The organism is Sphaerisporangium sp. NPDC051011, from assembly GCF_040653595.1.
Taxonomy (GTDB): Bacteria; Actinomycetota; Actinomycetes; order Streptosporangiales; family Streptosporangiaceae; genus Sphaerisporangium.
Genome location: NZ_JBFAGG010000034.1, coordinates 1 through 23,964 on the forward strand (window position 1 = coordinate 1; position 23,964 = coordinate 23,964).

Genomic DNA, 23,964 nt, shown 5'->3' on the forward strand with positions numbered 1-23,964 from the left:
ATCGGCAAGCGCATCAACACCGAGCGGGTGGATGAGGCGCTGACCACCGACCCCGACACCGTGTCCACCGCGTGCCCGTTCTGCCTGGTCATGCTCGGGGACGCGATCAACGAGAAGAAGAACAACGGCCAGGCCAAGGAGACGCTGGAGGTCGTGGACGTCGCCCAGCTCCTGATCACCTCGGTGAAGGGCGAGCGGGACCAGCACGGGCAGATGGGCGAGCCGGTCGGCGCCTGAGCGGTCCGTCCGGCGGGGCGTCAGAGCCGGGCCGGAACCGGCCGTCGCGGTGGAAAATCCGCGCCGGCCGGGCCCCGGCTCCGTCCCAAACCCACCTGCGAAAGTCAGAACCCGAAAACCTTTCTCCACATAACGGAGAAATCACGGTAACCTCAACGACGCGCGGCTCAATCGACGGGGAGGGGGCGCGGTGCGCGTTGTCGTTACCGATGCCGAGGTGACGATGGCCGATGTCCTCTCGCTCCGGCTCGCCATCGCCGAGCCGCTGGCCGACGGAACCCGGCTGGTCCTGCGGCAGAGAGGCACCGGCACCGAGGCCCGGGTGGTGCTCGGCACGTCCGGCGCCGAGGTGCGCGAGGCGTCGGTCGCGGTGTCGCTCGCGCCGCTCGGCCTGTCGGCGGGCCGCTGGGACGCCTACCTCGAACATGACGAGCCCGATCCGGACGATCCTGGCGACGACGGGAGGCCCGGGGCGAAGCCCCCGGACGGCGAGGCGGCCCCGCGTCGTCCCTCGTGGGAACGGTCCGGGCGGCGGGTCAGGCGCACGCGGGTCCAGTGCGTGGACCCCGGTTTCTCGCTCGACCGGCTCGACGCCTACGCGCTCAGCCGGCGCACCTTCGCCTATCGCGCCTACCGTACGCGGGGCGGCTACCTCGCCGTCAAGATCTCCGAGGTCGAGCCGGTGGCCGACGTCCGGGCGGTGTGGTTCCGCGAGGGCCGGTTCGAGGTCACCGGACTGCTGGCCTACACCGGCTTCGACGACGACGACTCCCACCACACCGCCCGCCTGGCCCTGCGCCGCTCGGCCGGGCCCGAGACCGCGGTGACGGCCACCGCGACCGTCAAGGGCGTGCGCTTCCACGCAGCCCTGTCGCTGGTGGACGTGCTCGCCGCGACGCCGGAGTACGAGGGGCTGTGGGAGCCGTCGCTGGAGGTCGACGGCCTGGACGTGCCGTTGCCGCTCGGCGCCCATATCGACGACGTGGACGGCAAGGGGCGCCGGGTCCAGTACCCCGACACCCGGGTGGACGGGGTGCCGGTCCGCCCGTGCTACACCTCCGACGACGAGCTGCGCCTCGAGGTGGGCGGATGAAGATCTGCTTTCTCGTGCCCTCGGTGTACGGCATGCGCGGCGACACGCGGGCCGTGCTCAACCTGGCGGCGGCGCTGGCGTCCCGGCACGAGGTCGGGATCATCAGCGTCAGGCGGGTCCGCGAGAACCCGTTCTTCCCGGTGGACCGCCGGTTGTCGGTGCGCTTTCTGATCGACGCGCGGCCCGGCGTCCGGCACATCCTGCCCGGCGGGCAGATGCGCATCGAGATGGCCCTGTGGCGCGCCCTGCGGGGGATGCGCGCCGACCTGCTCGTCACGACCCGCGCGAGCCTCGGCGTCCAGGCGGCCCGGCACGTCCCGCGCGAGACCCTGCGCGTCGCGCGCGAGTGGAGCCGGCCGGCGGTCCCGGACCCGGTGCGCCGCTTCTACCCCAAGCTGGACGCCGTGGTCACCTCGACCGAGACGGCCAGGGACGACTTCGACCGCCTCTTCCAAGGCCCCGGCGGCCCGAGGCTGGAGGTCGTGCCGGACGCGCTGACGCAGGGCCCCTGGCCGCGCTCGCGCATGGACAACCGCATCGTGTCGGCGGGCGGCCGGTGGCTGGCGGGCAAGGCGTTCGACCAGCTCGTCCGCGCCTTCGCGATCGTGGCGGACAAGCGCCCTGACTGGCGGCTGCGGTTATACGGCGGCGGGCCGGAGGAGAAGCGGCTGCGCGCGCTGGTCGGCAGCCTGAACCTGCACAACAACGTGTACTTCATGGGCACGACGCCCGACCTGCCGGGCGAGTTCGCCAAGGCGTCGCTGGTCGCGGTCACCTCGCTGGCCGAGAGCCCGGGCATGACGGTGATCGAGGCGCTCGGCTGCGGCGTCCCCGTGGTCGGGTTCGAGGGGGCGCGCGGCGCGGGGGAGTTCGTCACTCCTGGCCATGACAGCGTGCTGGTGCCGAGGGGCGGGGACGAGGTCGAGGCGTTCGCGTGCGCGATGCTGGGCCTGATCGACGACGAGCGCCGGCGCATGGTGCTGTCGGCGGGGGCGCGGAAGTCGGCGGCCCGGTACGCCGCGCCGGTCGTCGCCGCGCGCTGGGAGGAGCTGGCCGAGGATCTGCGCGGGCGCGGCGCGAAGGCGGCCGGGGCGCGCTGAGGCGGCGCTGAGTGGCGCGGGGGGGCGCTGGGCCGACCCCGGGTGCGGGACGCGCGCGCCGCTGTGGTATACCCCGAACCGGTATTGTAGACGCTATGCATGGGTACAGCGGAGACAAGCAGGCTTATCTGACCAGGCTTCGTCGGATCGAGGGGCAGATCCGCGGCCTTCAGCGCATGGTCGAGGAAGACTCCTACTGCATCGACGTCCTCACGCAGGTGTCGGCGGCCACGCGCGCCCTGCAGGCCGTGGCGCTGGGGCTCCTGGAGGACCACATCGGTCACTGCGTCGCGGACGCGATCAACAACGGCGGTCCCGAGGCGGAGGCGAAGGTCAAGGAGGCCTCGGCGGCGATCGCGAGGCTAGTGCGCTCGTAGTCGTGTCCGGCCGTTTCACAGCCCGCTCGGACTAGTCACGCCGGGGGGTAAGCCGGAGGTAAGAGGCCTTTTCACAAAACCGTCCCGAACCCCGAGGAGTCCGGGACCAGTTCTGCGACCTTCTTCAGTGACTCACCGAAGTACGCAATCCGAGCGCGTTGTCGAGCTCATCCAACGTGAGCTGTCGTTCGCTGACAGCGACGGCGCTGAGCACCTCCGCGTAGAGCGCGATCTCGTCCAACGCGACACGGTCATGGACTCTCAAGTCCAGGTTGTCGTGCCCCACCGCGTCGTCCTTCCTTTCGCAGCCCACACCCTCTTCGAGGTTACGGCCGGGTGGCTTTCGGCGACATGGCCCATCGGGACCATTCGCCTTGGCCGCCCGTGTACCCGTGGAACCATTTCCAGGATCGTAGATCACAATTCGGCCAAATCCCCAGATAGGGGGACCGGGAATGATATACGCGAGGTAAGTATGAAATGGCCTAATTTAACGTTTAGGTCACGGCGGGCCGGTCAGCTGTGGTGTATCCATTCATCTGAGGTGTCTGAGGCGTCCGGCAGCGGGTCGTCGCGCTCGCCGATCAGGCAGCTCACCGTCGCCGCGGACGAGGGGAACCCGCGCGCGGGCGGCGCCGTCCCGGTGAGCGCGCACCACGCCAGCCCCGTCGCGTACCCCGCCCCCAGCAGCGCCGCCGCCGAGGCCCGGTCGGGCGGGCGCAGGGCGTCCGGCGGCTCGCCGTCCCGGGGCCAGCAACCCCGCAGGGGATGGCCCGCGTCGGCCAGCACCGCGTAGTACGTCCGCCGCAACTCCGGGTCCAGCAACGGGTACAGCCGCGCCGCCTCCCCGGGCGCCACCTCGTTGACGTCCGCGGCCAGCAGCGACGCCGCGACCGCCCGCGGGTCGGCCCCATGGGACGCGACGAACGACAGCGCCTCCACCAGGTCGTACAGGCGATGCCGGAAGTGCTCCTCCGGCGAGGTCTCGGCCAGCACGGCGGCCCTCAGGGGGCGCGGGCAGCGCGCCAGCCAGGCGTCCCTGAGCGCCCGCGCGCCCCGGGCCCGGTGGTCCAGCCACGGACGCGCCAGCAACGGCTCCACCATCGCCAGCAGGGCCCCCGCGCGGGGAGAGAAACGCGGGTCGGGGGCCAGGACGCGGGCCGTCCCGGCCATCAGCCCGGCCAGGCGCAGCCCCTGCCCCTGGGCCCCGTGGTCAAGCCGCTCGGCGTACAGGCCGGTCAGCGCATCCAGCGGCGTCGGCGGCAGCCACCGCACCCAGTCGTCCCCGGGCAGCGGGCGCGCCAGGAACTCGCCGAACATCGACAGCAGGATCTCGTTGCCGTCGAACGCCGGGGCGTAGGCGCACCACATGATCGTGCCCCAGATCGCAGCGACCGCCGCCGTGACGTCCGCGTGGAACGTCTCGCGCAGCGGTCCCGACACCAGCGGGACGTCCTCCTTCGGCCGGCACGCCTCCACCAGCAGCTCGCGCGTCCGCTCGGTGGTCTCGCGGGTCACGTCCGGCCCCACGAACGCCTGGGTGGAGCCCCGGTCGTAGGACATGTCGGACGGGTCAGGCAGCAGTTCGTCCGGGATCGGCGGGGGCGGCTGGGGAGCGCGCGCGGCGGCCCGCACGCCCGGGTCGGCCGGGGGCGCGGACAGGTGCCACGAGCCGTCCGAGGCGTCGTGGCGGTACCAGCGGGCGTGCGCGCCGAACAGCCAGCACGCGCCGTCCTCGGTGCGCAGCAGGCGGGCGGCCATCGCCTGGCCCTGAGTGGGCGCGGGGACGTCCGCCCACCGCGGGTCCGCGACCATGGCGCGGACATCCCGCTCGATCGCCGCGAAGGGGTCCCACTGCACGGCGGCCATGCTACTGGTGATGCATATCACCGGCCCCGGCAGCGCGTCCCCGCCGCCCCCCGGTGAGGGCTCCGAGGGGTCAGGTGCCCGGCAGGGGCATGGCGGCGCGGTGGCGGGCGGCCTTGGCGATGTAATTGTCCGCCTCGGGGTGGATGGACGGCGCGCCGGCGTCCAGCGCCGCGCCGTACGGGGCTGGCAGCAGGGGCTCACTCATGTGACCGAGGATCTCATGCGGCCATGTACCGGTTTCCCCGCCTTACAGGGTGGTAGGCGCTATAAGACCGCATGAGGCCATGCGTTCGGGTTGCGGACTCCGGCAGATGGCAGGAAAGTCGTGTCCTGACGTGTCGCCACCCGATGCACGACCCCCACTCGAATCCAGACCCCCAGGGCTCAGCCATGACGAACCAGCAGGAAAGCTTTCCCGACATGATGCACGAGGACCTCGGCTTCGAGGTCGTGATGCGCGGATACAGCCGCCGCCAGGTCCACGACCACATGGTCCGAACGCGCAATCAGATCCGTGACCTGGAGGAACGGCTGGCGCGGGCGATCGACCAGGCCGAGCAGGGCCGTATCGAGCTGGCAGAGGCCCGCCGCCGCCTGGCCGAAGCCCCCCAGGACTACGACGAGCTGGGCCAGCGGCTGAGCGCGATACTGAAGCTCGCCGAGGAGGAGGCCAAGTCCAAGCGCGAGGCCGCGGACGACGACGCCGCCAAGACGCGCGAGGAGGCCAACGCCGAGTCCGAGCAGATCCTCTCGTCCAGCCAGGCCGAGGCCGAGCGCCGCGTCCACGAGGCGACCGCCGCCGCCGAGCGCCTGCTCGCCCAGGCCGGCTCGGACGCCGAGGAGACGCTGGGCACGGCCCGCGCCGAGTCGGAGGAGACGCTGCGCAACGCCCGCGCCGAGGCCGACCGCACGGTGAAGGCCGCCCAGCTGGAGGCCGAGCGCCTGGTCGCCGAGGCCGACGCGCAGGCCGAGTCCACGCGCGAGGCCGCATCCGCCGAGGCCGAGGCGACGCTCACGTCCGCGCGGGCCGAGGCCACCGAGACGCTGTCCTCCGCCCAGCAGCGCGCCACGTCGCTGGACGACCACACCGGCCGCCGGGTGACGTTCCTCACCGACACCCACACCGAGGTCATGCGCCGCCTCAACGAGATGGGCTCGGTGCTGACCGACCTGCTCCAGCGGGAGAACGCCGCGGGCCCGCTCATCGACGAGGCCGCGGTGCTGCCGCCGCGTCCCGTCTTCACCCACGTGGACGAGCCGCGGGACGCCGCGGTGGCCGGCGAGCAAGACTCAATGCGGCAGGACTCAGTGCGGCAGGACTCGGTGCGGGTCGTGCTCGGCGGCGCGGACGGCGACGCCGCGCATGGCGTGGACGACGCGGACGGTACGGACGACGGGCGGCGCGCGGAGGCCGACCGCGACGCCGAGCGGAACGCGGCCTTCGGGCCCGGCGCGGCGGTGGGCGGGCCGGCGACAGGCCTGGAGGGCGGCGCGCGCCTGGAGAGCCGCGACGAGGACGGCGAGGGTACGGTGCTTCCCGTGAGCGCCGCCGCCGCGCACGACGCCTCCGACGACCACGAGCAGTACGTCGAGTTCGAGCGGCACGACGGGGCCGGGCAGGGTCTCGCGGGCCGGCCGATCCGTCCCGACGACACCGTCGAGGTCGCTGGCGACGCCCGGCGGCAGGGGGCGAACGACGCGCACGGGGCCAACGACCACGAGGCTCCGGCGCAGGGGCGCGTCCGCGGCTTCTTCGAGGCCACCGACGTCCACGTGCCGACATCCGGGAACCGCTCCGGCGAGGACGGCCTCTCGGCGCGCCGTCAGTAGCCCGCACAGCCAGTAGCCCGCACGCCGTCAGTAGCCCGCGCGCCGGCGCTCGCCGGACGCGGAAACCTCCGCCCCCGATTGGGTCGGAGGTTTCCGCGCTTCCTGCCGCCGGCGTCGCGGGCGTCAGGTCTCGGGATCGGCCGGGGGCGGTTCCCGCCACTCCGGCGGTTCGCTCGGGCCCTGGGCCGGAGGCAGCAGTTCCCGCTGCTCCAGCAGCTGTTCGCGCAGGCCCTTGGAATCGTCGGCGTCGACGGTCATGGCACTGCCCGCGTCCCGTTCCTCTTCGGTGAGCAGGCGGTGCCGGGTGGCCCACCAACGCCCGGCGTCGCTCCTCCAGATGGTCCAGTCGGGGAACTCCCGGGCGATTTCGGCGAGGTGCCGGTCGAACGACATCCCGTCCATCCTTCCCGCGAGGTGCGCCAGGTTTGTACCTTTCACCCTCACGGTGAGGGACATCTCTAGAGAAATCAATGTTCGGTGGGGACAGGTCAACCTAACGCTTGACGTGACCCCTTGACTCATGCGTCGAAGTCGTACTGAAGTACGTACGAGGCGGCGTCAATGATCATCTTGTTGAGCTCGACCGCCGTGCCCCCCGCCGCGAAGGCCGACCGGCACACCTCGATCACGGGCGTCCCGGCGGGAAGCCGCAGCATGGCGGCCTCGTCGGGGGACGGCATGCGGGCGCGCACCTCCTCGGTGAAGTGCACGGGCGCGTGGCCGAGGTCGCCGAGGCGCGCGTAGACGCCGCCGGGGCCGGTGTCCGGCACCGTGATCGGCGTCCCCTCCACCAGGTCGGCCGGGAAGTGCGAGGCGGCGAGCTGCACGGGCCGTCCGTCCACGGAGTAGCGCCGCCGCCGCACCCACACCTCCTCGCAGCCGAGCACGCGGCCGACGTCCTCGGCGGCCGTCTCACGCGCGATGACGATGTCGTCCACCGTGAACGGACGGCCGGTCACGTCCGAGTCCCAGATCGCCTTCCCCGTGCCCCACTGCTCGCGCGAGAGGCGGCGCGAGCCGTGGCGCCGGATCGGCCGGAAATGGCGTACGTACACACCCGACCCGCGCTTGGGCACGGCCACCCCTTCGTTGATGAGAACCGCCAGTGCCTGCCGCGCCGTCGCCCTGGCGATTCCGTACTCCGACATGAGGGCGTTCTCGCCCGGCAGCCGATCCCCATCCCGGAATTCGCCCGCGAGGATCGCCTGGCGCAGACGATCGGCGATCCGGCGATAGATCGGGGGTTCATGTGGTACCGGGGAAGATGCCATCACTCTCTATCACCCTCAGTCACCAACGCCGTCCGCGTCTTCAGAGAACTTGCCCCGCCTTGTCCACGATCGCACAGATACGGAGGTTGGTCCCGTGCTTCTTTTGTGTGAATCGTGCCTGTGTGGTGATCCCCGGGGTATTCTGGGGTCGCTATTGTGGACCGGTCCCGGCCGTCAAGGGTCGCGCGTGCCACCGCCGGGTGGCCAGGCTCGCGAGCGCGGCGCCCGCCGAATTGAGCAGAACATCGTCCACGGACGACACCCGGCCGAGGTGCAATCCATACTGCAACACCTCGACGGTGATCGACAGAAGGGCCGCGAGAAGGGCCACGCGCCACGTCCCGGCGAAGCGCGCCGACCGTACGGGCAGCAGGGCGCCGAGGGCCGCGAAGACGAGAAGGTTGCCTCCCACCTGTGCCAATACCGTCCCCGGCGGGGCCGTCGCGAGCTCGGCGAGATCGCTGAGGGGCAGCAGCGTGACGCCGGAGGCGGATCCCGGCGTCAAGATCATCCAGATCCACGGGATGGTCCCGGCGACGGCGAACACATCGGCGTACGCCGTACGGAATGGACGCGGATGGCTCCGATTGGAGCGCCAGGTGGCCAGTAAGTGTGCCGCGAGCACGGCCGCGGGGAGGGATAGAACTGTAGCTATAACGACATATCCCCAGAGGTGCCATTCGAGGCGCATGAGGGACATCTTTCCGGATAGCCACCGGCCCCCGCGAAGAAATGCCCCCCCGGTGCCGGACCGGGCCGAGTAATACAACCCTGACCCCGGGGAAAGCCTTCGTCCCTCGCCGGCGCCACTTCATGACGACTACACCCCGTGTCCGTGAGGGCGGCCCGCGCGCGTATTGACAGGCGGCTCACCTGGGACGCAGTCTGTTGCGCATAGCGCGATGCGTTTCGCCATTCAGAACCCGAGGGGTAGTCGTGGTGACCTCCAGCCTGATCGCCACCCTGGCGGGCGGCCTCTACACCGACGAGTCCGTCTTCGCCCTCGAACAGGAGCGGATCTTCGAGTCGATGTGGTTCTGCGTGGCCAGGGCCGCCGACCTCGACGGTCCGGGAGCCTTCCGCACCGCGCAGGTCGGGCGCGAGAGCGTGATCATCAGCCGCGCCCGGGACGGCTCGGTGCGCGCGTTCCTCAACGTCTGCCGGCACCGCGGCGCCCGCCTGTGCACCGAGGAGTCCGGCCGGGTGCGCCGGGCCTTCACGTGCATGTACCACGCCTGGACGTACGACCTCGACGGCACGCTGATCGCCGCCCCGAACCTGGGCAAGATGCCCGACATCGACCGCACCGAGTACGGCCTGGTCACCGTGCACGTCCGCGAATGGATCGGCTACGTCTGGGTCTGCATCGCCGCCGACCCGCCGCCCTTCGAGCGGGACGTGCTCGGCGCCGTGACCACCCGGCTCGGCGACCTCGCCTCCATCGAGAACTACGGCATCGAGAACCTCAAGGTCGGCCGCAGGATCGTCTACGACGTCAAGGCCAACTGGAAGCTGATCGTCGAGAACTTCATGGAGTGCTACCACTGCGCGACGATCCACCCCGAGTTGACCGCGGTGCTGCCCGAGTTCGCCGAGGGGTACGCGGCGCAGTATTACGTCGGCCACGGCGCGGCCTTCGGCGACGAGATCGAGGGGTTCACGATCGACGGCTCGCCGGGCGTGAACCGCATTCCGGGCGTCAGCGACGACCAGGACAGGCGGTACTACGCGATCACCATCAGGCCGCAGGTCTTCGTCAACCTCGTCCCCGACCACGCGATCGTGCACCGCATGTTCCCGCTGGCCGCCGGTCGCACGATCGTGGAGTGCGACTGGCTGTTCCTGCCCGAGGTCGTGGACGGCGGCAGCGACCTCGGCCCGTCCGTCGAGCTGTTCCACCGGGTCAACGTGCAGGACTTCGAGGCGTGCGAGCGCTGCCAGCCCGCGATGGGCTCGCGCGCGTACGCGGCCGGGGGCGTGCTGGTGCCGAGCGAGCACCACATCGCCGACTTCCACGAGTGGGTCGCGGGCCGCCTCGGCATCGCCCGCTGACCGGCGCCGGCGGTCCGTCCCGGAATCGCCCGTTGCCTGGCTTCGGCGGGCCGCCGCGGCATCGCCGCCGGGTTCAGCCCGCGTAGCCCAGGCGGTGGCTGATGTCGGCCGCCCCGGCCATGAGGACGGGCACCAGTTCGTGCATGCGCGCCTCGGTGAAGCGGTACGCCGGCCCCGAGGCGCTCACGGCCGCCACGACCTCCCCGTCGTAGGCCCGCACCGGCGCGGCCATCGCGTTCAGGCCGATCTCGTACTCCTCCAGCGTCACGGCGTACCCCCGCGCGCGGGCCTCGTCGAGCTGCGGCAGGAGCTCGGCGGCGGTGGTGAGGGTCGCGGGCGTGAACCGGGGAAGGCCGGCGGCGGCCAGCAGTTGGTCGCGGTGCGCGTCGTCGAGGTGGGCGAGCAGCACCTTGCCGCTGGAGGTGGCGTGCAGGGGAGTGAGCTGCCCCACCCAGTTGTGCGCGGTGACGGCGGACGAGCCGCGCACCTGGTCGAGGTTCACCGCGTAGTGGGACCGGACGACGGCGATGTTGACGGTCTCGCCGACCTCCTCGGCGAGGCGGCGGCAGACGGGACGGCCCTGCTGGGTGAGGTCGAGGCGGGCGGAGACGCCGCCCGCGAGGCGGATCACGCCGAAGCTCAGCCGGTATTTCCCGCGGTCCTCGGCCTGCTCGACGAGGCTTCTCGCCTCCAGCGCGCCGAGCAGCCGGAAGGCCGTGGACTTGTGGACGCCGATCTCGGCCGCGATCTCGCTGACGCCGGCCTCCCCACGCTGGGAGAGGATCTCCAGCACGCTGATCGCCCGGTCGACCGACTGAACGCCGGCCGACGAATCGTTGCCCATAGCCCCGGACTGTAGGCGGTCGGCGATGGCCGCGTCCATTTGGGTATTCGTTACCTAATGGTTGCGTCTACCGCAACCTTGTGCGTCAATCGCTACAAAGCGAACGTCGATCTCCGTCCGCGCGAGCGCGACGACAGCGAGACGAGGGCAAGAATGTACGACTTCGTCATCGTCGGTGGTGGATCGGCCGGCTGCGTTCTGGCCAACCGACTGTCCGCCGACCCCTCCGTCCGGGTGCTGGTCCTGGAGGCCGGCCGCTCGGACTTCCCCTGGGACGTCTTCATCCACATGCCCGCCGCGCTGATGTTCCCGATCGGCAGCCGGTTCTACGACTGGAAGTACGAGTCCGAGCCCGAGCCGCACATGAACGGCCGGCGCATCTACCACGCCCGCGGCAAGGTGCTCGGCGGGTCCAGCAGCATCAACGGGATGATCTTCCAGCGCGGTAACCCGCTCGACTACGAGCGCTGGGCCGCCGACCCCGGCATGGAGACCTGGGACTACGCCCACTGCCTGCCGTACTTCCGGAAGATGGAGAACTGCACGGCCGACCCGGGCACCCCGTTCCGCGGCCACGACGGGCCGCTGGTGCTCGAACGCGGCCCGTCGGCCGGCCCGCTGTTCGACGCGTTCTTCCAGGCCGTCCAGCAGGCCGGGTACCCGCTGACCGACGACGTGAACGGCTTCCGTCAGGAGGGGTTCGCGGCGTTCGACCGGAACATCCGCCGGGGCCGCCGCCTGTCCGCCGCCCGCGCGTACCTGCACCCGGTGAAGGGCCGCCCGAACCTGGAGGTCAGAACGCGGGCGTACGTGACGAAGATCCTGTTCGAGGGGAAGCGGGCGGTCGGCGTCCAGTACGACGGCCGCACCGTACGGGCCGGTGAGGTGATCCTCTGCGGCGGGTCGATCAACACCCCGCAGCTCCTCCAGCTCTCCGGGGTCGGGAACGCCGCCGAGCTGGAGGCCGCCGGTGTCGCGCCCGTCCACGACCTTCCCGGGGTGGGGGAGAACCTGCAGGACCACCTGGAGGTGTACGTCCAGTACGGGTGCAGGCGGCCGGTGTCGATGCAGCCCGCGATGAAGTGGCGCCGGCGCCTGGACATCGGCGCGCGGTGGCTGTTCCTGCGGTCGGGGCCCGGGGCGACCAACCACTTCGAGGCCGGCGGCTTCGCGCGCAGCAACGACGACGTCGCCTACCCGAACCTGATGTTCCACTTCCTGCCCCTCGCCGTGCGTTACGACGGCTCGGCGCCCGCCGGAGGGCACGGCTACCAGGTGCACATCGGCCCGATGTACTCCGACGCGCGCGGCTCGGTGAAGATCAAGGGCGCCGACCCGCGGGTCAAGCCCGCGCTGCGCTTCAACTACCTGTCCACCGAGCAGGACCGGCGTGAGTGGGTGGAGGCGGTCCGCGTCGCCCGCGCCATCCTGAACCAGCCGGCCATGGAGGACTTCAACGCGGGCGAGCTGAGCCCCGGGCCGTCCGTCCAGACCGACCAGGAGGTGCTCGACTGGGTGGCCCGCGACGGCGAGACCGCCCTGCACCCGTCCTGCACCGCCCGCATGGGCGTCGGCGACCACGACGTGCTGGACCCGGCGACGATGCGCGTCCACGGCCTGGACGGGCTGCGTGTGGTGGACGCCTCCGCCATGCGCTACATCACCAACGGCAACATCTACGCCCCGGTGATGATGCTCGCCGAGAAGTCCGCCGACCTCGTCCTCGGCAACACGCCCCTGCCCCCGGACCACACGGAGTTCTACCGCCGTTCGCCCGTCGGCACCGACTAGAGGTGGGGGCGCGGGTCGGCGGGTCTCACGAATGGGGTGGTGTCGTCGTGCGCGTTTCGGTCGGGAAGGGAAACCCGGCAAGCCTTGACGGGGCAGGCGTGAAGGTTGATTCTGTTCCTCATTAAGCATTCCGGTGCGCATTATGCAACCCGAGATGCGGTTTGGAATGGTCCTGGCAGGTCCATGTCCCGGTGGCGCGACCGGCCTTCACTCCCTCGACCCCCCGCGAGGTGACGATGACCGCGACGTCCCCGGCAGAAACCTCTCCGGTGCCCGCGAGCGAACGACCGGCGATCCTCGACGTGCGCGGCCTGTGGAAGGTCTTCGGCCCGCGGGCGGCCGACGTCCCCGGCTCCCCGCTCGCCGAGTTGCCGCGCGCCGAGCTCAAGGAGCGCACCGGCTGCGTCGCCGCCGTCCGCGAGGCGTCGTTCTCGGTGCGGCGCGGCGAGGTGTTCGTCATCATGGGCCTGTCCGGCTCGGGCAAGTCCACGCTGGTCCGCTGCCTGACCCGCCTGGTGGAGCCCACCGCGGGCGAGATCCTCCTGGACGGCGTGGACGTTCGCCAGGCCGCCGGCAAGCAGTTGCGCGAGCTGCGCCGTCACCGGTTCGCGATGGTCTTCCAGCACTTCGGCCTCCTGCCGCACCGCAGGGTGCTGGACAACATCGCCTACGGCCTGGAGATCCAGGGCGTGAAGAAGGTCCCGCGATACGCCCGCGCGACCGAGATGCTCGACCTCGTCGGCCTGATGGGGTACGCGGACTCCTACCCCGACCAGCTCTCCGGCGGCATGCAGCAGCGGGTGGGCCTGGCCCGCGCCCTCGCCGGAGACCCCGAGGTGCTGTTCTTCGACGAGCCGTTCTCTGCGCTCGACCCGCTGATCAGGCGGGACATGCAGAACGAGGTCATCCGGCTGCACCGCGAGGTCGGCAAGACGATGATCTTCATCACGCACGACCTCGGCGAGGCGCTGCGGCTCGGCGACCGCATCCTGGTCATGCGCGACGGCGCGCTCGTCCAGACCGGCACCCCGGACGAGGTGGTGGGCGCGCCCGCCGACGACTACGTGCGGGAGTTCGTCCGGGACGTCTCGCGCTCGCACGTCCTGACCCTGCGCTGGATCATGCGGCCACCCGAGCCCGGCGACGCGCTGGACGGGCCCGAGCTCGGGCCGGACATCGTCATCAAGGAGGCCGTGCCCACCGTCCTGCGCGCCGACCGGCCCGTACGCGTCGTCGCGGGCGGCGAGCTGCTCGGCGTCGTCGGCGCCGCCGAAGTCCTGGAGGTGATCGCGGAGTGAGGCCGCGCCCCGGACCTCTCACCGCGAGGCGGGCGCCATGGTGACGGCGACCGCGCCCGCCCGCCGTCCGATGTGGACGCGCCCGTACCTTCTCGCGGGCATCCTCGCCGCCTGGCTCGTCCTGTGGCTGGTCTTCCGGGGCCAGGCCACCCTGCCGCTCGGCGGCGCCGAGCTGACGCCCCTGCACGAGCGCATCGGCGAGGCGGCCGACGTCATCGACGACAGCAGGAACGAGAACCCGTTCTTCCTCTACTTCGTGAACTACATCCGCCTGTTCATCGACCAGTTCGTCATCTTCGTCCAGGCGCTGATCAGCACACCCTCGTTCGGCCGCCCGGTCCCGGCGGTCGGCTGGCTCGGCGTGACCGGCATCGCCACGGCCGTCGCCCTGCTGTACGGAAACCTGCGCGTCGCGCTGCTCACCGCCGCCGGGTTCGCCTCGTTCGGGCTGCTCGGCCTGTGGCGCGAGAGCATGGACACGCTGGCCCTGACGTTCGCCGCGGTCGTCCTGTCCCTGGTCATCGGCATCCCCCTCGGCGTGTGGGCCGGGCTGAGCGACCGGTTCGAGCGGCTGGTGAGCCCCGTGCTCGACTTCATGCAGACCATGCCGACGTTCGTGTACCTCGCGCCGCTCACGCTCTTCTTCCTGATCGGCCCGGCCAGCGCCACCGTCGCGACGATGATCTACGCGGTCCCGCCCGCGATCCGCATCACGTCCCACGCCATCAGGGAGGTGCCCCCCGAGACCGTGGAAGCGGGCGCCTCGCTCGGCTCGACACCATGGCAACTGCTGACCAAGGTGCGGCTGCCGCTCGCCAAGCGGACCGTCATCGTCGGCGTCAACCAGACCATCATGGCCGCCCTGTCCATGGCGACGATCGCCGCGCTCATCGACGCCCCCGGCCTCGGCAAGACCGTCCTCAAGGCGCTGGAGACACTCGACGTCGGCACGTCCTTCAACGCCGGCCTCGCCATCGTGATCATGGCGATCGTGCTCGACCGGGTGACCTCCGCCGCCGGCCGCCGCGTCGAGACCGCCCGACGCGCCGGGCGCGTCCGCCGCCCGCTCTGGCGCCGCGTCCAGGTGACCGCCGTCCTCGCCGTCACCGCCGTGCTCGTGTACCTCTCCCACGTGTACGTATGGGCGGCCGTCTTCCCGGGCGAGGTCGGCCTCGGCGCCCACGTGCGCGGGGCCGCCGACGCGGCCGGCCAGTGGGCGCAGGCCAACCTGTACACCTACACCAACGCCCTGAAGAACGCCGTGACCTACGGCCTGCTGAACCCGTTCGAGGCCGTGCTGACCGGCTCGCCGTGGTGGCTCGTGCTGCTCGTCGTCACCGCGGCCGCCCTCGTGCTCACCACCGTGCGCGTCGCCGTCATCTGCGCCGCCTGCCTGGCGCTTCTCGTCGCGCTCGGCCTGTGGCAGGACGGCATGGTGACGCTCGCCGCGACGCTCGTCGCCACCGTGCTCGTCATGGCGCTCGGCGTCGTGACCGGCGTGTGGATGGGACGGGACGGCCGCGCAGACCGGGTGATCCGTCCGATCCTCGACGCCGGGCAGACCATGCCCGCCTTCGTCTACCTCGTACCGATCCTCGGCCTGTTCGGCGCGACGCGCTTCACCGCGATCATCGCGGCCGTGGTGTACGCGGCCCCCGTGGCGATCAAACTCGTCGCCGACGGCATCCGAGGCGTGCCCGTGAGCGCCGTGGAGGCCGCCACGGCCGCCGGGTCGAGCCCATGGCAGGTCGTCTCCAAGGTGCAGCTCCCGATGGCGCGCCGGGCGGTCACCCTCGCCGCCAACCAGGGCCTGATCTACGTGCTGGCCATGGTCGTGGTCGGCGGCCTCGTGGGCGCGGGCGCGCTCGGGTACGACGTGGTGTCCGGCTTCTCCCAGCTCCAGCTCCGCGGCAAGGGCCTGGCGGCGGGCCTCGCGATCGTCGTGCTCGGCACCATGCTCGCCGCGCTCACCAAGGCCGCGGCCCGGCGCGCCGACGCCGCCGCCCACGGGCGGCACTGACACCCCTCAGGAGGACCCGATGAAAATCTCCAGAGTCGCGCTCGCGGGAGCGGCCTGTCTTCTCGTATCCGCGTGCGCCGGGGCCAAGGTGGGCGAGACCACGGCGGCCCCGGCCGCGTCCGGCTCGGGCACGTCCCCGGCCGGGCAGGCGTGCGGCACCCTCAACCTCGCGATCAACCCCTGGGTCGGGTACGAGGCCAACGCGGCCGTGATCGCCTACGTCGCCGAGAAGCGGCTCGGCTGCACGGTGACCAAGAAGGACCTCAAGGAGGAGGTCGCCTGGCAGGGCTTCGCCACCGGCGAGGTCGACGCGGTCGTGGAGAACTGGGGCCACGACGACCTGAAGAAGAAGTACATCGAGGACCAGAAGGTCGCCGTCGAGGCCGGGGCGACGGGCAACCAGGGCATCATCGGCTGGTACGTGCCGCCGTGGATGGCCGGGAAGTACCCCGACATCACCGACTACAAGAACCTCAACAAGTACGCCGACCTGTTCAAGACCTCGGAGTCCGGCGGCAAGGGGCAGCTGCTCGACGGCGACCCGTCCTTCGTGACCAACGACGCCGCGCTGGTGAAGAACCTGGGCCTGGACTACAAGGTGGTCTACGCCGGGAGCGAGGCGGCGCTGATCACCGGGTTCCGGCAGGCCGAGGCGCAGAAGAAGCCGATGATCGGATACTTCTACGAGCCCCAGTGGTTCCTGTCCGAGGTCAAGCTGGTGAAGGTGAACCTGCCCACGTACACCGAGGGCTGCGACGCCGACGCCGCCAAGGTCGCGTGCGACTACCCGCCGTACGAGCTCGACAAGATCGTCAGTAAGAAGTTCGCCGACGCCGCCGGTCCCGCGTACCAGCTCGTCAAGAACTTCACCTGGACCAACGACGACCAGAACCTCGTCGCCAAGTACATCGCCGAGGACAAGATGACCCCCGAGGCCGCCGCAGAAAAGTGGGTCACCGCCAACCCCGACAAAGTCAAACCCTGGCTCCCGACGAACTGACCACGCTCAGCCATTCCGGTGGATGCCCGTGCTGTACCCGTAAATCGGCCTGACCTCCACGCTTTCTGCAGATACGGCGACAGGCTGAGCGTGGTATCCATGTACTTGGCTACCTAAGACTGCTGATAGGTGCACATGACTGGACACGGGTACATCCGGCGGCGGCCGTCATCGAAGAGGGCGATTCTCATTTCGTCCTGTGCGTTACTGCTGGCGGCATGCCGCCCTCCGCTAGGGGACGATCTTCCCCGGCCCGTCGGAGTCGGCCGCACGGGTGACGGTCAACTCAGATTCGTGGTTCCGTTGTGCGACGGTGAGACCATCTCCTCGTTCGAGGTGGCGGACTGGGAAACCGAACGACTCGTATGGAAGGTGTCAGAGCCCAACCGGCCAGACGAGCAGAAGGGAATGATCGTGCTGGGGGACGCGCGGGGTTTCTCGAAACAAGAGAACTCCTTGACGTCCCCCGTTCCGCCTCACCTTGACGTCGGAGTTCGACTTTCGAGCGAGCGTCCCACCGGCTCCGCATTCCTGTGGGACGAAGTGCCCGAGAATCTCGCCGACAGCACCCAGGTGGTCAACTGGATCGGAAAGGCGACTCCGCAATCAGAAGAGTCTTTCCGCCAGGAGGTCGACGCCGACTACTGCTGAGCCGGGAACGCGCATAATGCCGGTGATCGGCGACCCGATCGCCTGATCGAGCCCACTGGCCCGCCCGGACGATTCTCGGTCGTCCGGGCGGGCCAGTTCAGCGGTGATGATTCACCCTGGTCGGACGGCACGCAGACCGGCGTAGGGCGCGGCATGATCGCCTCCCTGTTACAGCACACCTCTAATGTCGGGGTTCGCGTTGAGGATCGTTTCGTGCCTGGGCCGCCCCTTGCCGGTTGCCGAGATGATCACTCAGCGCCGATGACCGCTTACGCGGAAGGGATCAATGAGTTCTGCCTGGTCTACGACTGACACCCCTTCGACCACTTCCCACTCGTATTACCACCGCATCGACCACGCACTACATACCATTTCCCTGTGGCCGAGATGATCTTAGGAATTCTGGCGGCGTGTGTGATCGGGTCTGTGGGATTCACGGCGCGATCGGTTCCAGAGGGGCGCCGCCCCGGCGTGCGTCGGCGGCATCTGGCCTGGGGGCTGGTTCTGTCGGTGATCGGCTTTCTGGTCATGGCGCTCACCGCGTGGTCCACGCACGAAGACCAGCACTATGACGACTTCGGATCGGCGATGACCGCCCTGGCGGCCATGATGGGAGGGGCATTGTTCCTCTTGGGTCTGGGCCCCGTCGTCTCATGGTTGCTGGGAATGCTCGGGCGGTTGACTGTACGGCTGCCGCCGCCGATTCGTCTGGCAGCGCGCGACGTGGCCGGTGATCGCGCCCGAACGGCTCCCGCGGTCGCGGCGACGATGGCCGCGACGGCACTCGCGATCACAATAATGATCATCGTATTCGCCGTAACGGCACAGAACAGGGCGGGCTATCATCCGCAGGCCCGGCCTGGCACCCTTCTGGTGCACGGGCTCTCACCGGATGAGGCACCTGTCGTACACGCGGCCGTCCAGCGGGAGTTGCCCGGAGTGCCCATCGTGCAGAGCGATCGTCAGCGTAATGGACATTTGAGCCTGGAGGTCGAGAACGCGGACTTACCGGACCTGGAGAACGTCTCTCCGGCCGGTCTCATCGGTGACCGGGCGCTGCTCTGTTATCTCACGGGAGACCCGTCGACGCCCTATGCCGAGAATACGGTCGTAGTGGTTACAGCTCAGGACGTGGACATCGACACTGTGACGGTCATCTACGACTCCGAATCGTCCCCTAAGGGTGGGTCGCTTTTGGAGAAGAGCGTTCCCGCGACCGTCGCCAAGCCCGCCGATCCCGACGTGGAAGGGGTTTTCATCCCGGCGAAGGTGGTGCGAGACCTGGGTCTTGACCTGGAGCCTGAGCAACTGATCATCGACCCTTCCCTCCATCGCACATCGGCGATCGAGCAGGCCCGACTCGACCGCCGGTTGGGTGACACCGCGACCACCTACGTCGAACGGGGATTCCAGGCTTCGACAGGCTGGAGGATGTTCGTCGTGGCGGCGGTCGTCGTCGCCTTCGGCTGCGCGTTCGCCGGGACCGGGCGGGCCGGCGGCTCCCGATCGCGGCGTGTCCTGCTACGGGTCGGCGGCTCGACCGCGATCCAGCGGTTGTTCGCCGCGTGCCGTGTGGGGCTCGGCGCGGCCTGCGGCGCCGTGATGGGCGCGGCAGTCGGGTGCACCATCGGCCTACTTCTGGCGTGGCCGATGACGACGTCGGTCGACTGGGATCCGATGCCCCGGGTTGGCTTCGACACCCCGTGGCTGCTGATCGCCGCCCTGGTCATCGGCTTGCCTGTTCTCGCCGCCGCCCTCGCCGGTCTCCTTCCCGTGAGAACCGCCCGGGTAGCGCCAAGCGAGTCCGGGGGAAAGGGGTAGAGCGGCGGCCTCGGTGGGCCACGCCGGACACCCGTTCGAGCATCAGCGGCCCCTGACGTCGGGGTTCGCGTCGAGGATCGCTTCCGTGACCTTCCAGAGGCGTGGGAGGAAGGTGAGGACGTCCTGCGCGCGGCGGGTGAGGGCGGTCGGGGTTGGGATGCCGAGGTCCGCGCGGAGGGCGGCGAAGCCGGGGGTGAACGTCGCGTAGGTTTCCGGGGCGTCGTGGGCGAGGATCTTCAGGCAGCGGGCATAGGTGGCGGCGGTCCAGAAGACGCCCTCGCGGTGGTCGCCCCGGTCGATCAGCGCCTGGCCGCCGTCCACGGCGATCGGGCGGGCCGCCGGGGTGATGTCCGAGGAGAAGAAGAACGGGGTCGCGGCGACCTGGGCGGCGGCGTCGAACGCGGCGGTCATCGCGCGTAGGTGCTCCCCGGCGCGGCGGCGGGTCATGTCCGCGCATCCCAGCAGGGCGAGCAGTTCCTCGTGGACGTCCGCGTGACCGTACTCCTCCAGTAGCGTCCGCGCGGCGAGGTAGCGCAGGCGGATCGTGGGGTTGCGCAGGCCCGCCGTGAGCAGGACGTGCGTGGTGACGCCGGTGGGGAACAGCCAGGCGGTCACCTGGTCGTGGGGCGGGTCGCCGGCGCGGAGGGCGCCAGGCCCGTCGGCGGTCCTCGCGCCCATGGTGCCGGGCCCCCTGGCCGTCCTCAGCGCGCCGAGCCCGTCGACGATCCTCGCGCGGGCGGCGGCGCAGCGCCGGAGCACCCACGGGCGCTCGGCGTACCGCGTGGCGCAGCGTTCGTGCAGGTCGGTGAGGCGGCCGGTGGGGTCGGCGAGGACGGTACGCGTGCGGAAGCACCCCGCCAGGTGGTAGTCCGCCAGGACCGCCTCGGCGGAGGGGATCTCGTTCCAGGTCAGGTACGTGACCTCCAGCAGGACGCCGTCCCAGGAGAACTTCCCGAGCTTCGCCGGGGGCCGCGGTGCGGTGGTGACCACCATGACGTCAATGTCGGAGGCGGCGGGCAACTCGGCGTCCTCGGGCAGCCAGACGGACGAGCCGCTCAGGAACGCGCCGGCGAAATCCGGAGCCGTGGACGCGTGCTCCCTTACCCATCGGGCCGCCACCGCCCGTGCGTGCCGGACCTTCATCGCGGCCTGGGGAGGGTTCTGGTCATATTTCCCATCATCGCGTTCCGGCGGCGGTGCGCCTTGATCGCGCGGGGCGTGTCGTCCCTCGCCGGGCGTCAGGTTGTATGATTGACTTCCTTCCCACGCCTAAAGGCGGGGGAGTCCAACCTTCACAGGTCGGGGTTCCTGCTTCCCAGGCGACCGCACCCGGGCGGACCCGGAGTGTCTGACGTCACCTCCACAGGCGGACACGGCAAGACCTGCCGCCAGGATGTTCTTCGCCGCGTTGACGTCCCTGTCGTGCAGGGTGCGGCAGGCCGGGCACGTCCAGTGCCGGGTGGACAGGCTCAGCTCGGCGAGCAGATGCCCGCACACGCTGCATGTCTTCGAGCTGGGGTACCAGCGGTCGATCACGATCAGGTGGCGGCCGTGCTTGGCCGCCTTGTACTCCAGCATGCGGCGGAAGGTACCCCACCCGGCGTCGGAGATCGCTTTGGCCAGGCTCCGGTTACGCACCATGTTCTTGACTGCGAGGTCTTCGATCACGATCACGTCGTGGTCGCGGACCAGCCGCGTGGACGTGCGATGCAGGAAGTCGGCGCGGGACGCGGCGACCTTGCGGTGGGCGCGGGCGACCTTCGCCTTGGCCTTGGCCCGGTTGTTCGACCCGCGCTGCTTGCGGGCCATGCGCCGCTGGTAGCGGGCCAGGTTACGTTCCCGCTTCGCCAATACACGCGGATTGGCGATCTTCTCGCCGCCGGAGGTGACCGCGAAGTGCTTGACTCCGAGGTCCACGCCGGCCACGGCACCGGTCGCCGGGGCCTGCTCGGGGTCGTCCACGTCCACGGCGAAGGACACGTACCAGCGCCCGCACGGGTCACGGGACACGGTCACCGTGGTCGGGTCGATCGCCGCAGGGTCCACCTCCGGCCAGGACCACACGAACTCCAGCGGCGCGTCCATCTTCGCCAGCGACAGCCGCCCGTCGTGGTAGCGGAAACCCGACCGGGTGTACTCCGCGCTCTGCCGCCCGGTCCGGGACTTGTAACGCGGATACTTGGCGCGCCCGGCGAAGAAGTTCGTGAACGCGGCCTGCTGGTGGCGGATCGCCTGCTGCAACGGAACCGACGACACCTCGTTCAGCCACGCCGTCTCCTCGCCGGCTTTCATCGCCGTCAGGTGGGCGTTCGCCTGGACGAAGTTCGTCGTGACCCGCTCGCCGTGGTAGCGGGCGCGCCGCCAGGCCAGGGTACGGTTCCAGACGAAGCGTACGCAGCCGAACGTGCGGTTCAGCACCGCGGCTTGTCCGGGTGTCGGGTAAACCCGGCACTTGTACGCCGTCCGCATAGATCAACCTTAACAGAACGGCACGGTTCGCATACACACCGTGACCGTACCGTCCGGCTTTCCTCCCAAGGGCTAAAGCCCGAGGTCTCCAGCCTTCAGGGGAGTTTCGGTGAATGAGGCAGAAGGGCACGGCATACGGATCTGGGAGAGCGTGGCGCATGAACGCTGAGGAGCCGGAGGCGGAGGTGCTCGCCGTCACACGGCGGTCGCTGCACGCGGTCGCGGAGCTGGTCATGGCGGGGCCGCAGTACCGAGCGAGCGGGACGATCCGGCTGGGGGTCGTGCCGGGGGGTTTCCGGACGGTCGCCGCGCCGGAGCTGCGGGTCGAGGGGGACGCGCTGGTGGCGGGCGGCGGCGTTCGGGTGCCGCTCGACGGGCGGACGCTCCGGGAGGTCGGCGCGGCGGCCGGGGTGGGCCTGGGCGCGCCGGAGAACCTGTACCACGACGGCTCGGGGGCATCGGCGGACGACGTCCTGGGCGTCGATTCCGAGGCCGCCGGGTATCTCACGCGGTGCCTGGTATCGGGGGATGAGGCGCTGCGCCGGCTCGCGCCCGAGGCCACGCCGGTGCTGTGGCCCGAGCACTTCGACCTGGGCATCACCGTGGACGAGATCAACTACGGGGTCTCGCTCGGCGACGGCTACCTCGGCGTACCGTACGCCTACATCGGCCCGTGGGAGCCGCGGACGGGCGAGTTCTGGAACGCGCCCTTCGGGGCCGCCCGCCCCTTGAGCGACCTTCATGACCTTCACGGCTTCTTCGCCGAAGGCCGGGAACGCGCCGCCACGGACGGACGAAAATAGCGTCATGAGCCAGTGGCAGGAGACGCGGGAGCGTCTGCGCGAATTCGCCCTCGGTTTCCCCGCGGCGCACGAGGAGTTCCCCTGGGGTGAGAGCGTGGTCAAGGTCAACAAGAAGATCTTCGTCTTCCTCGGTCTGGAGGAGCCGACCGAGAAGTGGGGTCCCAAGCTGTCCGTGAAGCTGGGCGAGTCGAACGGGCACGCGCTCAGCGTTCCCGGCGCGGCCCCGACCAGCCACGGCCTCGGCAGGTCCGGGTGGGTGACCGTCCCGTTCACCGATGACATGCCGGACTTCGACGTCCTGTGCGACTGGGTCGAGGAAAGCTACCGGATCGTCGCCCCCAAGCGCCTGGTCGCCGAACTGGACGCGCCGGAGGGCGGGCGGTGACCCCGGCCGCGGCAGGTGGTCGCCGCCCACGTCAGCCCGGCGTAGGCGGGTCGGTGGGCGAGGGGATCGAGGCTCTCCTGCTGACGGGAGGGCTCGGGTCGGGCAAGGCGACGGCTGCGATCGTTCAGTAATCGGTCGCGGCGTCGGTGATCCAGGTGGCCAGGTAGCGGGCGAAGGACGCTCGGATCAGGATCCAGAACTCGTCCTGCTCGCGGGCCATCAGGACGACCTGGGCGCGGGCCAGCATGGTCTGGGCGCACTGGCCGGGGCCGAAGACGCTGGGGTGCAGGTCAAGGGCGCAGCCGTGGGCCAGCAGGTCCCGGGCACCGGGGCCGGCCACGCGCACGGTCGTCCGCTGAGCGGAGACGTCCGTCAGCAGGACGTCATCAGCGGTGGTGCGCTGGCTCGGGGCGTCGTCAGGGCTGGTGTGCCGGCTCTCAGGGGTGGTGCGCGGGCTTGGGGTGTCGTCTGGGGTGGTGCGCGGGTTCGGGGCCAGGTCGCCGATGGCGAGCCACTCGTCGGGGCCGAGCCACAGGATGTCGGCCTCGCCGGAGCGCCGCCACGTCCCCGGTTCGATCGGCAGCCGTTCCGCCCACGCGGCCGGGAGACGGGCGGGGTCGGCGCGCACGTTCGTCTGGTGCAGGAACGGGATCTCGCGGACATCGAGCCGCGCGTCGGACACGCCTGCGAAGCCCGCGAGAGGGCTGATTCGCTTCACGTGCAGGTCAGCCGTCACAGCGGATTCCTTCGGAGGTGAGTGGGCGGGGTGTAGGAGTCGCCGGTTGACGGAGGTCAGGTGTCATAGCGGATTCCTTCGGAGAAGAGTGGGGCGGGCGAAGGAGTCCTCCCTCGGCGCGGGTCGGTCGTCACAGCGGGTCCCTTTGATGGAGGTCAGCCGTCACAAGGGGGCCCTTCGGTCATGAGCGGGTAGGCGGGGGGGGGGGGGGGGTGCGCCTGCCCGGCCACGTGCTGATCGACTCCGGCGGCGCCCCGCACAGCACAACCGCCAACACCTACTACCCCTCCCGCCGCGACGATCACCGCGAAGCCAAC

General features: G+C 70.5%; 24 protein-coding genes. 14 read left to right on the forward strand and 10 right to left on the reverse strand.

Annotated features, from left to right (window positions below; all coding sequences use genetic code 11):
* The 4 genes from AB0H21_RS40220 to AB0H21_RS40235 form a co-directional block, all read left to right on the forward strand.
* Positions 1 to 237 (forward strand): (Fe-S)-binding protein (locus AB0H21_RS40220; RefSeq protein WP_358527189.1); only part of this gene is annotated, 237 nt, incomplete at its 5' end.
* A 190-nt stretch (positions 238 to 427) separates the two neighbouring features.
* A complete protein-coding gene (locus AB0H21_RS40225) occupies positions 428 to 1,330 on the forward strand; it encodes a hypothetical protein (protein WP_358527191.1) in 903 nt (300 codons plus the stop codon).
* Entirely contained in the window at positions 1,327 to 2,430 is a 1,104-nt protein-coding gene (locus AB0H21_RS40230) for a glycosyltransferase (RefSeq protein WP_358527193.1), read from the forward strand. The genes AB0H21_RS40225 and AB0H21_RS40230 overlap by 4 nt, the downstream gene beginning before the upstream one ends.
* A 95-nt stretch (positions 2,431 to 2,525) precedes the next feature.
* Positions 2,526 to 2,807, forward strand: a complete 282-nt coding sequence (locus AB0H21_RS40235; protein WP_358527195.1) for a metal-sensitive transcriptional regulator — start codon at positions 2,526 to 2,528, stop codon at positions 2,805 to 2,807.
* A gap of 124 nt (positions 2,808 to 2,931) precedes the next feature.
* On the opposite strand, the gene AB0H21_RS40240 is transcribed toward AB0H21_RS40235, so the two are convergent.
* The 3 genes from AB0H21_RS40240 to AB0H21_RS40250 all read right to left on the reverse strand — a co-directional run bounded on the left by AB0H21_RS40240 (position 2,932) and on the right by AB0H21_RS40250 (position 4,881).
* Positions 2,932 to 3,093, reverse strand: a complete 162-nt coding sequence (locus AB0H21_RS40240; RefSeq protein WP_358527197.1) for a hypothetical protein — start codon at positions 3,091 to 3,093, stop codon at positions 2,932 to 2,934.
* 230 nt (positions 3,094 to 3,323) lie between these two features.
* On the reverse strand, positions 3,324 to 4,676 hold the full coding sequence (locus AB0H21_RS40245; protein ID WP_358527198.1) for a hypothetical protein: 1,353 nt from the start codon (positions 4,674 to 4,676) through the stop codon (positions 3,324 to 3,326).
* 70 nt (positions 4,677 to 4,746) lie between these two features.
* Positions 4,747 to 4,881 carry a hypothetical protein gene (locus tag AB0H21_RS40250; protein ID WP_358527200.1) on the reverse strand — a complete coding sequence of 45 codons (135 nt, stop codon included), beginning with the start codon at positions 4,879 to 4,881 and terminating at the stop codon, positions 4,747 to 4,749.
* Positions 4,882 to 5,066: 185 nt separating this feature from the next.
* Here AB0H21_RS40250 and AB0H21_RS40255 point away from each other — a divergent pair, with 185 nt between their 5' ends.
* On the forward strand, positions 5,067 to 6,506 hold the full coding sequence (locus AB0H21_RS40255; RefSeq protein WP_358527202.1) for a hypothetical protein: 1,440 nt from the start codon (positions 5,067 to 5,069) through the stop codon (positions 6,504 to 6,506).
* 123 nt (positions 6,507 to 6,629) lie between these two features.
* Here AB0H21_RS40255 and AB0H21_RS40260 read toward each other — a convergent pair whose 3' ends face one another.
* From AB0H21_RS40260 to AB0H21_RS40270, 3 genes are all read right to left on the reverse strand, one after another.
* A complete protein-coding gene (locus AB0H21_RS40260; RefSeq protein ID WP_358527204.1) occupies positions 6,630 to 6,899 on the reverse strand; it encodes a hypothetical protein in 270 nt (89 codons plus the stop codon).
* A 125-nt stretch (positions 6,900 to 7,024) separates the two neighbouring features.
* Entirely contained in the window at positions 7,025 to 7,777 is a 753-nt protein-coding gene (locus AB0H21_RS40265) for a GntR family transcriptional regulator (protein ID WP_358527205.1), read from the reverse strand.
* 151 nt (positions 7,778 to 7,928) lie between these two features.
* A complete protein-coding gene (locus tag AB0H21_RS40270; RefSeq protein ID WP_358527207.1) occupies positions 7,929 to 8,288 on the reverse strand; it encodes a VanZ family protein in 360 nt (119 codons plus the stop codon).
* 425 nt (positions 8,289 to 8,713) lie between these two features.
* On the opposite strand from AB0H21_RS40270, the gene AB0H21_RS40275 reads away from it, so the two are divergent.
* Positions 8,714 to 9,829: an aromatic ring-hydroxylating dioxygenase subunit alpha gene (locus AB0H21_RS40275; RefSeq protein WP_358527209.1), complete on the forward strand. Its 1,116-nt coding sequence runs from the start codon at positions 8,714 to 8,716 to the stop codon at positions 9,827 to 9,829.
* 73 nt (positions 9,830 to 9,902) lie between these two features.
* On the opposite strand, the gene AB0H21_RS40280 is transcribed toward AB0H21_RS40275, so the two are convergent.
* Complete coding sequence (locus AB0H21_RS40280) at positions 9,903 to 10,673, reverse strand: IclR family transcriptional regulator (protein WP_358527211.1); 771 nt, start codon at positions 10,671 to 10,673, stop codon at positions 9,903 to 9,905.
* A gap of 153 nt (positions 10,674 to 10,826) precedes the next feature.
* Between AB0H21_RS40280 and betA the strand changes: the two genes are divergently transcribed.
* From betA to AB0H21_RS40310, 6 genes are all read left to right on the forward strand, one after another.
* Positions 10,827 to 12,464, forward strand: a complete 1,638-nt coding sequence (gene betA, locus AB0H21_RS40285) for a choline dehydrogenase (RefSeq protein ID WP_358527213.1) — start codon at positions 10,827 to 10,829, stop codon at positions 12,462 to 12,464.
* 236 nt (positions 12,465 to 12,700) lie between these two features.
* On the forward strand, positions 12,701 to 13,762 hold the full coding sequence (locus AB0H21_RS40290; protein ID WP_358527214.1) for a glycine betaine/L-proline ABC transporter ATP-binding protein: 1,062 nt from the start codon (positions 12,701 to 12,703) through the stop codon (positions 13,760 to 13,762).
* Between the two features lie 37 nt (positions 13,763 to 13,799).
* Entirely contained in the window at positions 13,800 to 15,782 is a 1,983-nt protein-coding gene (locus AB0H21_RS40295; protein ID WP_358527216.1) for an ABC transporter permease subunit, read from the forward strand.
* A gap of 19 nt (positions 15,783 to 15,801) precedes the next feature.
* Positions 15,802 to 16,782 carry an ABC transporter substrate-binding protein gene (locus AB0H21_RS40300; RefSeq protein WP_358527218.1) on the forward strand — a complete coding sequence of 327 codons (981 nt, stop codon included), beginning with the start codon at positions 15,802 to 15,804 and terminating at the stop codon, positions 16,780 to 16,782.
* A 294-nt stretch (positions 16,783 to 17,076) separates the two neighbouring features.
* Positions 17,077 to 17,433 carry a hypothetical protein gene (locus AB0H21_RS40305; protein WP_358527221.1) on the forward strand — a complete coding sequence of 119 codons (357 nt, stop codon included), beginning with the start codon at positions 17,077 to 17,079 and terminating at the stop codon, positions 17,431 to 17,433.
* 378 nt (positions 17,434 to 17,811) lie between these two features.
* Positions 17,812 to 19,254: a hypothetical protein gene (locus AB0H21_RS40310; protein ID WP_358527224.1), complete on the forward strand. Its 1,443-nt coding sequence runs from the start codon at positions 17,812 to 17,814 to the stop codon at positions 19,252 to 19,254.
* 42 nt (positions 19,255 to 19,296) lie between these two features.
* Here AB0H21_RS40310 and AB0H21_RS40315 read toward each other — a convergent pair whose 3' ends face one another.
* Both AB0H21_RS40315 and AB0H21_RS40320 read right to left on the reverse strand, forming a co-directional pair.
* Positions 19,297 to 20,397 carry a hypothetical protein gene (locus tag AB0H21_RS40315; RefSeq protein ID WP_358527227.1) on the reverse strand — a complete coding sequence of 367 codons (1,101 nt, stop codon included), beginning with the start codon at positions 20,395 to 20,397 and terminating at the stop codon, positions 19,297 to 19,299.
* Positions 20,398 to 20,523: 126 nt separating this feature from the next.
* Entirely contained in the window at positions 20,524 to 21,723 is a 1,200-nt protein-coding gene (locus AB0H21_RS40320; RefSeq protein ID WP_358527230.1) for an RNA-guided endonuclease TnpB family protein, read from the reverse strand.
* Between the two features lie 158 nt (positions 21,724 to 21,881).
* Between AB0H21_RS40320 and AB0H21_RS40325 the strand changes: the two genes are divergently transcribed.
* Together AB0H21_RS40325 and AB0H21_RS40330 are read left to right on the forward strand one after the other, a co-directional pair.
* Positions 21,882 to 22,526 (forward strand): hypothetical protein, encoded by a 645-nt coding sequence (locus tag AB0H21_RS40325; RefSeq protein ID WP_358527233.1) that lies wholly within the window; start codon positions 21,882 to 21,884, stop codon positions 22,524 to 22,526.
* Between the two features lie 4 nt (positions 22,527 to 22,530).
* Positions 22,531 to 22,911: an MmcQ/YjbR family DNA-binding protein gene (locus AB0H21_RS40330; protein ID WP_358527235.1), complete on the forward strand. Its 381-nt coding sequence runs from the start codon at positions 22,531 to 22,533 to the stop codon at positions 22,909 to 22,911.
* A 124-nt stretch (positions 22,912 to 23,035) separates the two neighbouring features.
* Here AB0H21_RS40330 and AB0H21_RS40335 read toward each other — a convergent pair whose 3' ends face one another.
* Positions 23,036 to 23,647, reverse strand: a complete 612-nt coding sequence (locus AB0H21_RS40335; protein WP_358527238.1) for a sarcosine oxidase subunit gamma family protein — start codon at positions 23,645 to 23,647, stop codon at positions 23,036 to 23,038.
* Positions 23,648 to 23,964: the final 317 nt, after the last annotated feature.

Coding starts and splice junctions, on each gene's coding strand:
- AB0H21_RS40230 (WP_358527193.1), top strand. CDS start 1,327: ATGAAGATCTGCTTTCTCGTGCCCTCGGTGTACGGCATGCGCGGCGAC.
- AB0H21_RS40235 (WP_358527195.1), top strand. CDS start 2,526: ATGCATGGGTACAGCGGAGACAAGCAGGCTTATCTGACCAGGCTTCGT.
- AB0H21_RS40245 (WP_358527198.1), bottom strand. CDS start 4,676: ATGGCCGCCGTGCAGTGGGACCCCTTCGCGGCGATCGAGCGGGATGTC.
- AB0H21_RS40250 (WP_358527200.1), bottom strand. CDS start 4,881: ATGAGTGAGCCCCTGCTGCCAGCCCCGTACGGCGCGGCGCTGGACGCC.
- AB0H21_RS40255 (WP_358527202.1), top strand. CDS start 5,067: ATGACGAACCAGCAGGAAAGCTTTCCCGACATGATGCACGAGGACCTC.
- AB0H21_RS40260 (WP_358527204.1), bottom strand. CDS start 6,899: ATGTCGTTCGACCGGCACCTCGCCGAAATCGCCCGGGAGTTCCCCGAC.
- AB0H21_RS40265 (WP_358527205.1), bottom strand. CDS start 7,777: ATGGCATCTTCCCCGGTACCACATGAACCCCCGATCTATCGCCGGATC.
- AB0H21_RS40270 (WP_358527207.1), bottom strand. CDS start 8,288: ATGATCTTGACGCCGGGATCCGCCTCCGGCGTCACGCTGCTGCCCCTC.
- AB0H21_RS40280 (WP_358527211.1), bottom strand. CDS start 10,673: ATGGGCAACGATTCGTCGGCCGGCGTTCAGTCGGTCGACCGGGCGATC.
- betA (WP_358527213.1), top strand. CDS start 10,827: ATGTACGACTTCGTCATCGTCGGTGGTGGATCGGCCGGCTGCGTTCTG.
- AB0H21_RS40290 (WP_358527214.1), top strand. CDS start 12,701: ATGACCGCGACGTCCCCGGCAGAAACCTCTCCGGTGCCCGCGAGCGAA.
- AB0H21_RS40295 (WP_358527216.1), top strand. CDS start 13,800: ATGGTGACGGCGACCGCGCCCGCCCGCCGTCCGATGTGGACGCGCCCG.
- AB0H21_RS40300 (WP_358527218.1), top strand. CDS start 15,802: ATGAAAATCTCCAGAGTCGCGCTCGCGGGAGCGGCCTGTCTTCTCGTA.
- AB0H21_RS40315 (WP_358527227.1), bottom strand. CDS start 20,397: ATGAAGGTCCGGCACGCACGGGCGGTGGCGGCCCGATGGGTAAGGGAG.
- AB0H21_RS40320 (WP_358527230.1), bottom strand. CDS start 21,723: ATGCGGACGGCGTACAAGTGCCGGGTTTACCCGACACCCGGACAAGCC.
- AB0H21_RS40325 (WP_358527233.1), top strand. CDS start 21,882: ATGAACGCTGAGGAGCCGGAGGCGGAGGTGCTCGCCGTCACACGGCGG.
- AB0H21_RS40330 (WP_358527235.1), top strand. CDS start 22,531: ATGAGCCAGTGGCAGGAGACGCGGGAGCGTCTGCGCGAATTCGCCCTC.